Annotated in this window: 6 protein-coding genes and 2 pseudogenes; 2 read left to right on the top strand and 6 right to left on the bottom strand. The window is 68.1% G+C overall.

Annotated elements, in window-relative coordinates:
* Positions 1-106 precede the first annotated feature (106 nt).
* The gene (locus A5780_RS21535) at positions 107-2,419 is read left to right on the top strand and encodes an MFS transporter (protein WP_064909402.1); all 2,313 of its coding nucleotides are present in this window, start codon (positions 107-109) and stop codon (positions 2,417-2,419) included.
* A 43-nt stretch (positions 2,420-2,462) separates the two neighbouring features.
* Here the strand turns inward: A5780_RS21535 and A5780_RS40120 are convergent, their stop codons facing one another.
* The 5 genes from A5780_RS40120 to A5780_RS21555 form a co-directional block, all read right to left on the bottom strand.
* A complete protein-coding gene (locus tag A5780_RS40120) occupies positions 2,463-2,627 on the bottom strand; it encodes a hypothetical protein (protein WP_156511305.1) in 165 nt (54 codons plus the stop codon).
* A 67-nt stretch (positions 2,628-2,694) separates the two neighbouring features.
* Entirely contained in the window at positions 2,695-3,321 is a 627-nt protein-coding gene (locus tag A5780_RS21540) for a PAS and ANTAR domain-containing protein (RefSeq protein ID WP_231983043.1), read from the bottom strand.
* Between the two features lie 177 nt (positions 3,322-3,498).
* Complete coding sequence (locus A5780_RS21545; RefSeq protein WP_063012815.1) at positions 3,499-4,446, bottom strand: AraC family transcriptional regulator; 948 nt, start codon at positions 4,444-4,446, stop codon at positions 3,499-3,501.
* A gap of 179 nt (positions 4,447-4,625) precedes the next feature.
* Positions 4,626-5,294: an HAD family hydrolase gene (locus A5780_RS21550; RefSeq protein WP_063012813.1), complete on the bottom strand. Its 669-nt coding sequence runs from the start codon at positions 5,292-5,294 to the stop codon at positions 4,626-4,628.
* 154 nt (positions 5,295-5,448) lie between these two features.
* The gene (locus tag A5780_RS21555; RefSeq protein ID WP_064909404.1) at positions 5,449-7,680 is read right to left on the bottom strand and encodes an MMPL family transporter; all 2,232 of its coding nucleotides are present in this window, start codon (positions 7,678-7,680) and stop codon (positions 5,449-5,451) included.
* A gap of 544 nt (positions 7,681-8,224) precedes the next feature.
* Here A5780_RS21555 and A5780_RS21560 point away from each other — a divergent pair.
* Positions 8,225-10,000: pseudogene (locus A5780_RS21560) on the top strand (type I polyketide synthase); the annotation flags it as partial.
* On the opposite strand, the pseudogene A5780_RS43185 reads toward A5780_RS21560, so the two are convergent.
* A pseudogene (locus A5780_RS43185) lies at positions 9,983-10,202 on the bottom strand (acyltransferase domain-containing protein); the annotation flags it as partial. The pseudogenes A5780_RS21560 and A5780_RS43185 overlap by 18 nt on opposite strands.

Genomic DNA, 10,202 nt, shown 5'->3' on the forward strand with positions numbered 1-10,202 from the left:
CTGAGGTCGAGATCACGTCCGCGCGGTCGGGGACTGCCTCACATCCCTGTTAGGGTTTCTAACCGGAGATTCACTCCACTTCCGTCTCGTGGGGAGGAAACCACCCGTGGCGCGCGTCAAATCCCGCCCGCACTACAACGTCGTCTTCGCGGTGCTGCTGCTCGGCATCTCCGCCTACGCGCTGCTGCAGTCGATGGTCGTTCCGGTACTGGCCTTGCTGATTCCGGCGCTGCACACCACGCAGAGCACCGCGACCTGGCTGATGACCGGATATCTGCTCTCTGCCTCGGTGGCGACGCCGATTCTCGGGCGGATCGGCGACAAGGTCGGCAAGGAACGCATGCTCGTCGTCACCCTGGTCGCGCTGACGGTCGGCTCGCTGATCGCGGCGCTGACCGAATCGGTCGGGGTGATGATCGTGGCGCGGGTGATCCAGGGCCTGGGCGGTGGCGTGATTCCGTTGGCATTCGGCATCATTCGCGACGAGTTCCCGGCGAAGAAGCTGCACGGCGCGGTGGGGATCGCCTCCTCGCTCATCGCCGTCGGCTCCGGGCTCGGGCTGGTGCTGGCGGGCCCGATCGTCGAACATCTGAACTACCACTGGCTGTTCTGGGTGCCGATGATCATCACCGCGATCGCCGCGGTGGCCGCGATAGTGTTCGTGCCGGAATCACCGGTGCGCAGTCCGGGCAATATCAATTGGGGCGCGGCGATTCTCCTGTCGGCCTGGCTGGTGGCGCTGCTGCTCGCGGTGAGCAAGGGGCCGTCCTGGGGCTGGGGTTCGGCGCTGACGCTCGGCCTGTTCGCGCTGGCCGTCGTGGCGGCGGCCGCCTGGATCGTGGTCGAGCTGAAATCGACCACCCCGCTGATCGATATGCGCACCATGCGGATTCCGGCGGTGTGGACCACGAACCTGGTGGCCGTGCTGACCGGCGCCGGAATGTACGCCATGATGACCTTCCTGCCGCAGCTGCTGCAGACCCCGAAAGCGATTGCGGGATACGGCCTGAGCGCCGGCATCACCCAGTCCGGGCTGTACATGCTGCCACTGTCGGTGGCGATGTTCGTGATCGGCCTGTCGATCGGGCCGCTGGCGGCGCGCATCGGCCCCAAGGCGATCGTGCTGATCGGCAGCGTCATCACCGTCCCGGCGTTCGTGATGCTCGCCGTCGGCCACGACCACAGCTGGGAGATCTACCTGGCCGGTGCGCTGCTGGGTGTCGGTATCGGGCTGGCCTTCTCGTCGATGCCGGCCATCATCGTCGCCGCGGTGCCGCCCGCCCAGACGGGCGCGGCCACCGGAATGAACGCCAACGTCCGCACCGTCGGCGGTGCGATCGGCAGCGCGGTGTCGGCCGTGCTGCTGACCTCGGGTGCCACCACCGCGCACGGGCTGCCGGCGGATGCCGGGTACTCCCGGGTCTTCTGGTTCCTGGCCGGCGTTTCCGTGCTCGCCGCACTGGCGGCGGTGATCATTCCGTCGGTGCGCGCGCATGCGCCGCAGGCCGTCGCCGCGGAATCGGACGGCATCGCGGAGACGGCGGAGCTGTCGGACCCGGAACCGGCTGCCGCGCCGCACGGTAGCGCGGTCGCCGCCGGAATCGCGGGTGTGTCGGCGCCGCAGGCGGTGGATCTGGCGGGCGACGACCGGGCCATCGGTGGCAGCGTCCGGCGCGAGAACGGCCGGCCGGTGCCGGATGTGGCGCTGACGCTGATCGACCAACGCGGACACCAGGTTTCGCGCGCCACGGGCGAAGCCGACGGCAGCTACCGCCTCCCCGCCCCGGCGCCCGGCAGCTATGTGCTGATCGCCTCCGCCGCCGCGCATCGCCCGGTGGCCGTCACCGTCGTCGCCGGCGCCGTGGCCCAGACCGTGGATCTGACGCTGCCGAGTTCCGGCGAGCTCACCGGCACCGTCCGCCGCGCCGGTGACGGGAAACCCGTTGCGGGAGCGACGGTTACCCTCACCGACCCACTCGGAGAGGTGATCGGGGCAGCGGTGACCGGCGGCGACGGCGGCTACAGCTGCGGCGGCGTCGCGTCGGGTACCCACACCCTGGTCGTGGTCGCCGACCGGATGCACCCCACCGCGGTCACCCTCACCATCCCCGACAGCGGACTGCTGCACCACGACGTCGACCTGGAACCGATGGCAACCCTGGCCGGCGCCGTCCAGGCGCAGGGCAAGGCGGTCGCCAACGCCGAGGTGACCGTTCTGGACGCCGGCGGCGATCGGATCTCCACCGCTCGCACCGACCACAACGGCCGCTACGTGGTCTCCGATCTGCCCGCCGGTCACTACACCGTGGTGGCGCGCGGATATCCCTCGGTGAGCAGCACCGTCACCGTTGGAGCGGGCCGGATCACCCACGATGTGGAACTCGGCTACGACGGGTCGGCATCCGTGCGCTGCGGCTGAGTCAGGCCTCGATCTGCGGGTGTGACGGCGACATCCCCACCGTTCAGCCCAGCACCACGAACAGCACCACGATGACGACCAGCACGATGATCATGGTGACCACCAGCAGGAGCGGGCTCTTGCGGTTGGTCACGGGCGAGTCGCTGAGCGAGACGTCCTCGCGCTCCGGATTCGCGGGCCGGCTCTGGTCGTCGAATCGTTCGGACATCGAGCACCTCCGGGTGTGCGAAGCGGTCGCTGCGTAATACCCGGGCGGCGCGTCGGCAAACTCGCCGCTAGCCGCCGACCTTCGCGCCCGGGATGCGGGTGTGCACGGTGAGCAGCAGGTGGTCGAAGGCGGTGATGGTCTCCGGTGCCGGCGGCGCGACGAGGGGAAGTTCCTCGATGATCTGGGCGGCGAGATTACGCAGTTTGGTGTTGGTTTCCTGCGAGCGCCACGCCAGGACCTTGAACGCCTGCTCGGCGTTGATGCGGTACATGCGCATCAGCACGCCCTTGGCCTGTTCGATCACCGCGCGGTTCTCGATCACGTCGGGCAGCGTCGCGGACAGGGTTTCGCGTTCGTTCTCGGCGAGGGTGTCGGTGAGGTCGATGTAGAAACCGGCGGTAGCGGCGACCTGCCCGGCGTCGTCGAAGATCCGGTCGGCGACGACCATCACGTTGTGCACGGTGCCCGCGGTATCGACGAACCGATGCCGGCTGGAGAACGATTCGCCCAATTCGATCGCGCGGGCGATGGTCTTGGCGACCTCCTCGCGGTCGTCCGGATGTTTGTGCGCGAGCAGCAGTTCCGTGGTCGGGACGACTCCGCCGGGGGTGTACCCGTGCATCCGGTACACCTCCTCCGACCATTCCCAGCGACGGGTGGCGAACCAGAACCGGAACGACCCGACCTGCGGCATCCGGCCGGACGCGCTGGTCACGGGTGTCGTGTGGTCGGCAAGGGGGTCCGTTCTATGCACAAGCATCATTATGTTCACGCGTAGAGCCCGCTGCCCGCGTTCGAACGCACAGTGGACTGAATCGTTCGTTTTCCGTCCTGAGGACGCCCTGTACCGGCATATGCCCCGGTCCAGCGCTCAGCCGGCGAGTGTGGCGGCGGGTGAGCGGCCGTAGTGGCGGCGGTAGAGCGCGGCGAAACGACCGGGGTGGCCGAAACCCCATGTGGCGGCGATGCCGGCCACGCTGTCGCCGTCGTCCGCACTGCCCGCGACCAGGTCTTCATGGGCGCCGCGCAGCCGCATCCGCTTCAGATACGCGGTCGGCGTGGTGTCCAGGTGCCGGCGGAATGCGATCTGCAGCGCCCGCACGGTCACATAGGCCGCCGCCGCGATGTCGGTCACCGCGATGTCCTCGTGGATGTGGGATTCCATGTACGCGATCGCGCGGCGCACAGTGAGCGGATGCGCGTCTCGGCGATCGACCGGGGTCGCCTCGAGCCCGGCCGTATTCGGAAACGCGTGCAGTACGGTCGCCGCCAGATATTGCGACGCCGTGGCCGCCACCAGTGGCGGCACGTCACCGTCGTAGGAGGCGGCGAGCTGCTGCATGTGCGAGATGACCGCGGTGAGCCGATGGCCGGCCTCCGGAGTGACGGTGCGATGGCTCGTGAGGGCCACCTCCGCGGTTCCGGGCCGATTCCCCGAGGCGACTCTGCCGAGCAGGGACGGATCGAACATCGTGATGGTGAAGTCGGCCCGGTGGACGACACCGGAGTACGGCAGGTCCGGCGGGGTCAGAATTCCGATCTCGCCGGGCCCGAACGTATCGTTGCCCGCGTCGACGTATTCTTCCTCGACCCATCCGGCTTCGACCCCGATCAGGCAGATCTTGTTCAGCGGATCGGCGTCGTAGCTCATATCGAATCCGAGTTCGAGCCGGTCGAGACTCACCTGGCCCAGCATGTCGCGCGCGATCCGGCTGCGAACCGGGACCTCCGTGGCATTGCCGATCTCCATGGTCGTGTAGTTCCGGTTCAGAAATTGCTCGGTGGCAGCCAAGCTCTCGCTGTCGAACTCTTCTGTCATCGATCGGTGATCCTCCGCTGTGCCACTGCCACTGCCACTGCTCCGGGCACGGTCGCCTGGTCCAGGCCGCGCCGTGCGGAATTCGAAGCCTACTTGTCCATAGTGTTGCCGCAGCGCGCGTCGTGTCACCCGACGGTGACATGATTCTCGAGGCAGTAACGAATTGGCGCCGGAAACGATCAGAGAAGTGACGCGAGCGGGCTGCGACGCAGGTCACGGCGCAGATGGTCGACATCGTCGCAGACGTAGGCCGCACCGTCGGCCGTCAATTCGCCGCGGGATATTCCGCCGCTCAGGACGCCGATGGCCGCCACGCCCAGCTTCGTGCAGGCGCGCATATCCCAGACCGTATCGCCGACGAACACCGCTCGCTGCGGCGTGACCCCGGCCCGGTCCAGCGCCACCTGGACGATGGTCGGGTCGGGTTTGGCCGTCTCCACGTCTTCGGCGCCGGTCACCGCGTACAACCATGACTCGGCATCGAGCAGGTCGCGCAATCGGGCCAATTCGTCGGGCGGTGCGGAGGTGGCGAGGACGACCCGTAAACCCGCGTCGTGCAGATGCCGCAGGATCTCGCGGGCGCCGGGCAGCAGGGTCAACTCGTCGGCGCGGTCGAGGTAGTAGCGGCTGTGCAGATCGCTCGCGGTATCGGCGGTCTCGCTGTCGAGGTCGGGGGCGAGCGTGCGCAGCAGTTCGTCGCCGTCCATGCCGATACTGCGGTGGATCCGCCAGATCGGCACGTCCGCGTCGACCTCGCGGAAGGCTCGATGCCAGGTCACGGCATGCAGATAGTTGGAGTCGACGAGCGTGCCGTCGATGTCGAAGAGGACGGCTGCGGGTTCGGGCACGGCATCTCCTTCTTCCGGTACAAGCCTGCGCGACGAGCCATTCGAGACCAGACGCCACTGTACCGAGGAGACCCTCGATGCGGCGGCGGACATCCTCGCTGGAGTCGGCAACTGGCCACTACCAGGGCACCGGAAACGAAATGGCCACAACCGGTCACCGGTTGCTCGCCACCGGCGCGGGCAGCGAAGGCGCGTCGTCGGTGTCCGCGAAAGTGTCTGTCCCGACGTCGGCTTCGTGGTCCGCGGCCGTCCGCCCCGGTTCGCGGCGCAACCAGCGCGGCGCCCACCAGCAGGCGTCGCTTAGCACGCGCATCGTCGCCGGAACCAGCAGCACGCGCAGGATCGTCGCGTCGATGACCAGCGCGGCCACCATGCCGAAGGCGATGTACTGCATCATCACCAGATCCGACAGCGCGAAGGCGCCGGTGACGACCAGCAGGATCAGGGCGGCTGCGGTGATGATGCGCCCGGTGTGGGCGACGCCGGCGCGGATCGCCTCGCGGGTGGACGCGCCCGCGGCTCGCGCCTCGACCATGCGGGAGAGCAGGAATATCTCGTAGTCGGTGGACAACCCGTAGATCACCGACACGATCACCACCAGGACCAGCGCCATGATCGGTTGCGGGGTGAAGCCGAGCGGCCCGGCGCCGTGCCCGTCGATGAAGATCCAGGTGAGGATGCCGACCGTGGCGCCGAGCCCGAGCAGGTTCAGCGCGGCGGCCTTCAACGGCAGCACCAGCGACCGGAAACTCCATGCCATGAGGGCGGTGGTGGCGAGGAATACGAGGACGACCACCAGCGGTATCCGGTGCACGAGGGCGTCGATACTGTCCTTCTCGATGGCGGGTTGCCCACCGACGAACAGGGTGGCGCCCTTCGGCAGCGGCATCGAACGCAGGTAATCGATCGCCGCGTCGTTGTCGGCGGTGGGCGCGAGCACCGTTTGCGTGGTGAGAACGCTGGACTGCGCGGGCCGTTGCAGCCAGGCGGGGAACGGCGCCGCGAGGCCCGGGGCGTGGCCTGCCTCGGCCAGCACGGTGTCCGCGGCGGCGGGGTCGTAGGTGATCAGCACCAGGTCGATCGGGTTGATGCGGCGCAGCGGGAAGATCTCGTCGAAGTGCTGCTGGGCCAGCCGCGTCGGATGGTCCGGTGGCAGGAACCGTTCGTTGATCGCGCCGAAGGCCAGATCCCGGATCGGCGCGATCAGCACCAGCAATCCGATTACCACCGAAACCGTTACGAGCAGCGGCCTTTTCATCACACGGTCGGCGATTCGCCCCCAGAGATTGTCCGGAACCCGGCCCGGTGGCGTGGTCCGGCGAAACCAGGAGACGCCGAAGCGGTCCACCCGGTGGCCGAGCACCGCCAGCATCGCGGGCAGCAGCGTGACCGAGGTGAACGCGGCCAGCGAGATGGTGATGATGGCGCCATAGGCGAACGAGCGCAGAAAACCCTGCGGGAACACCAGAATTCCGGCGGCGGCCACGGCCACGATGGTCGCGGAGAACATCACGGTGTGGCCCGCGGTCGCCACGGCACGCCGCACCGCGTCGTCGACCTCGCGGCCGTCGGCGAGTTCGTCGCGGAACCGGCTCAGCACGAACAGTCCGTAGTCGATGGCCAGGCCCAGCCCGACCATCGAAACCACCGGCGAGACGAAGGAATTCACCTCGGTGACGGTGGTCAGCAAGCGGATGAGCCCCCAGGCGCCGAGCACGGTGAGCCCGCCGACGATCAACGGCAGCGCCGCCGCCACCACACCGCCGAAGAGGAAGAACAGCAGCACCGCCACCGCGGGAATCGCGAACAGTTCCATGCGCTGCTGATCGTGGGCCATGGTGTCGTTCAGTGCGCCGGCGACCGCTTGCCCGCCGGCGACCTCCAAATTCACTCCCGGCACATCGAAGGCGTGCGCGACGGCTCGGAAGTTGCGCATCTGCTCGGTGGGGTTGTCGCCGTGGATGGCGATCGAGGCGAAGGCGTGCTCACGGTCCGCGGAGCCGAACACATCCGGGAGCGCCACACCCGTTCTCGTGGGCCAGTACGCGCCGTTCACGCGGTCGATCTGCCGCGGGTAGCGATCGGGCAGACTGTTCAGGCTCGCCACGATCGGCGCGGCGAAGGCCGGATCGTCGATCGTCGTGCCGGGCGGCGCGTGATACAGCAGCACCACGTCGGCGCTGTGGTCGCGCCCGAAGATCTGCTCGTGGACGTGCGCGGCCCGCACCGATTCCGAGGACGGATCGTCCCAGCCGCTGGAGCTGAGATGCGCGCCGAGGCCGAGCCCGTACCAGCCGAGGGCGAGCAGGCCCGTCACCAGCACACCGATCACCGTGAACCGCCGGCGCAGCACGACATCGGCCCAGTGATTCGATTCGGCGGACAAGTGCCGGCTCCCAACTGTTTGCGCGGATCGGTTCGGCTGTCGTTTCGCGACGCTCGCCGAGAGACCGGACCTGGAATTTCGGCGGAATCTCCGGAAATTAACCGCCGTATCGCCGTGGGGGCGGCCGACAGCTCCCTGAAGAAAATGAGCGTTCGAGGAAAGATAGGACGGGTTACGCGCGAATTCGGCCGATGTACAGCAATTTACCGACGGATCATAATCGCGGCCCGTCGCTCTTGTGAGTGGTGAGCAAAGCCCTCCGTGAGGTCCCGGTCGGCCGTCGGAGATTGTACCGAATACTGTTGCGGCACTGTGGGTTCAGTGGCCGGGTAGCCGGCACCGAACATTTCGGTGCAGCCGCTGGGCGGGATCACAAATTCGCCGCGCGCTGTTGGTTGGAGGGTCCAAAACTGCAATGAATCTCTTCCTTCCTCGATCGCGGTCAATAGCGTGGGCGCCATCGGTCAATGCCCAGGACCGCAGAGAGACGAGTGAGTCGCCGAGATCAGCCGGTGGCCTCTGAACGCGAGACCGGAGGATATTCGTGTCGGATATTGCAATTGTGGGTATCGGCTGTCGATTCGCGGGCGGAATCGACTCGCCCGAGACATTCTGGGACTTCGTGGTCGACAAGCGCGACGGCGTGGTCGAGATGCCGGCGGATCGATGGGACTACCGCAGGTACTACGACCCCGAACCCCGCACCCCGGGCCGCAGCTACACCAAACGCGGCGCCTTCATGACCGTCGACCCGTGGCAGTTCGACCCCGACTTCTTCGGGATCTCCCCGCGGGAGGCGACGGTGCTGGACCCGCAGCAACGCCTGATGCTCGAGGTCACCTGGGAGGCGCTCGACGACGCCGGGATGGCCGGCCGCGCGGCCGGTTCCTCGGTCGGGGTGTACGTCGGCGGATTCGTGGTCGACCAGTCCGTGATCGGCGTGGTCGGGCCGGCCCTGTTCCACACGGATATGCACACTCCGGCGAGCGCGTCCTACACGATGCTGTCGAATCGAATCGCCTACGCGCTCAATCTGGTCGGGCCCGCGCTCACCGTCGACACCGCCTGTTCGTCGTCGCTGGTGGCCTTTCATCTGGCCTGCCAGGCCCTGGACAACGACGACTGCCGGGTGGCCCTGGCCGGCGGCGTGAACGTGATGCTGCAGCCGGAAACCTTCGTGCTGATGTGCAAGGGCGGCTTCCTCGCCGCCGACGGCCGCTGCAAATCCTTCGACGCCTCCGCCGACGGATACGGCCGCGGCGAGGGCGCCGGCATGGTGGTGCTGAAGAAACTCGACGACGCCGTGCGCGACGGCGACCGCATCTACGCCGTGGTCAAGGCCACCGGCTCGAATCAGGACGGGCGCACGACCGCCATCACGGTGCCGAATGTCGATTCCCAGGAGGCGCTGGCCCGCACCGTCTGTGAACGCTCGGGTCTGGCGCCGCAGTCGATCACCTACCTCGAGGCGCACGGCACCGGAACCCTCGTCGGCGACCCGGTCGAATTGCGCGCGCTGGGAAAGGTTTTCGGCGCACCCGCCGGACGCACCGAGTCGGTCGGCGTCGGGTCGGTCAAGGCGACGATCGGTCACACCGAGGCCGCCGCCGGAGTCGCCAGTGTGATCAAGGCGGCGCTGGCCATCACACATCGCACGCTGCCCCCGCAGGGCTGGCTGGACAAGCAGAACCCGGATATCCCCTTCGAGGAACTGGGCCTGCACGTGCAGACCGAAGCGCAGCCGCTGCCCGCCGACGCCGGCCCGATGTCGGTGGCGGTCAACGGTTTCGGCTACGGCGGAACCAACGCGCATGCGATCCTGCAGGAATACGTCGGTACCACCCCGGCGCCCGCCGTGCCGCACCGCCACCTCGGCATTCTGCCCATCTCGGCCCGCAGCACCGCCGCGGCCCGCGCGCTGGCCGGACGATTCGCCGACCTGATCACCGCGGGAGCCGACCCCGATCACCTCGCCGAGGCGGCGTGGACGCGGATGGCGCACCACGCGTTCCGCACCGGCGTCCTGATCGGTGACTCCACCGAGGACCTGGTGCGGGAGCTGCGCAGCTATGCGGCGGGGGAGGGACGCGACGCGTCCCGCACCATCGTGTCGCGCGCGGCCGAACCGGTCTTCGTCTTCTCCGGCATGGGCCCGCAGCACTGGCGGATGGGACGGGAACTGCTCGCGGCCGGTGGTGTGTTCGCCGAGACCGCGGCAGAGATCGATGCCGAGTTCCGGGCCCTGGCGGGCTGGTCGATCATCGACGAACTGCGCAAGCCGGAGAACGAATCCCGCGTCACCCGAACCGACGTCGCGCAGCGACAGCATGCCGCTCACATACGCCGCCGACACCTCGCCGACGCTGTGTCCCACGATGGCGGCCGGGGTGATGCCGTACTGCTCCAGCTCGCGCACGAGCCCGACCTGGACGAGGAAGTTGGCCGGCTGCGCGACGTCGGTTCGGGTGACGCGGGATTCGTTCTCCGGCTTGCGCAGTTCGTCGATGATCGACCAGCCCGCC

The sequence above is a fragment of the Nocardia sp. 852002-20019_SCH5090214 genome (assembly GCF_001665865.1).
GTDB lineage: Bacteria > Actinomycetota > Actinomycetes > Mycobacteriales > Mycobacteriaceae > Nocardia > Nocardia nova.